Here is a 554-nt window from a genome sequence, read left to right on the forward strand (position 1 = left end):
ACGATTGATAGTCTGAGTGACTATTCGGCTGACACCTTGAAAGAGGAACCTGAAACAGGCGATGATGAACTGCGCAAGCTTGATCATGAAATACAAGATTCCGAGTTGCCGGGCACCGAGGATACCGAGGACACCAGTACTTCTGGGGAATTAGATGAACAACTAACACCTGGCCCTGAAGATGAGTGATCTGCTTGAAATCAACACTGCTAGTAATATAGCTGCGAATCTTGGTGTACTGGCTGATTCTGTTCCGACGCAGGTGGCACCACAATTTAGCGGGCGCTTGACGCGCATGGTCGGTCTTACCTTAGAGGCTGTTGGTTGCCAAAGTGTTGTTGGTGATCGTTGCCTTATTCATTCTGTTTCGGGTGACTTGATCGAGGCTGAAGTGGTCGGCTTTGAGGATGATCGTACATTTTTGATGCCACTTGTTGCTGCGGATGGTTTGAAGCCGGGTGCCCTGGTTACGCCAGCTGACTCCATTGGTGAAGTCGCTGTAGGGTGGGGCTTGCTTGGGCGTGTGCTTGACGGTGCCGGAAACGTATTGGATG

At 50.7% G+C, this 554-nt stretch carries 1 protein-coding gene and 1 pseudogene; both read left to right on the plus strand.

What is annotated here, in order from left to right:
• A partial coding sequence (locus A3729_RS32770) for a hypothetical protein (protein WP_197475765.1) occupies nucleotides 1-189 on the plus strand: 189 nt, incomplete at its 5' end.
• Nucleotides 182-554: pseudogene (fliI, locus tag A3729_RS10345) on the plus strand (flagellum-specific ATP synthase FliI); the annotation flags it as partial. The gene A3729_RS32770 and the pseudogene fliI, both read left to right, overlap by 8 nt.

It is taken from the genome of Oleiphilus sp. HI0043 (assembly GCF_001634935.1).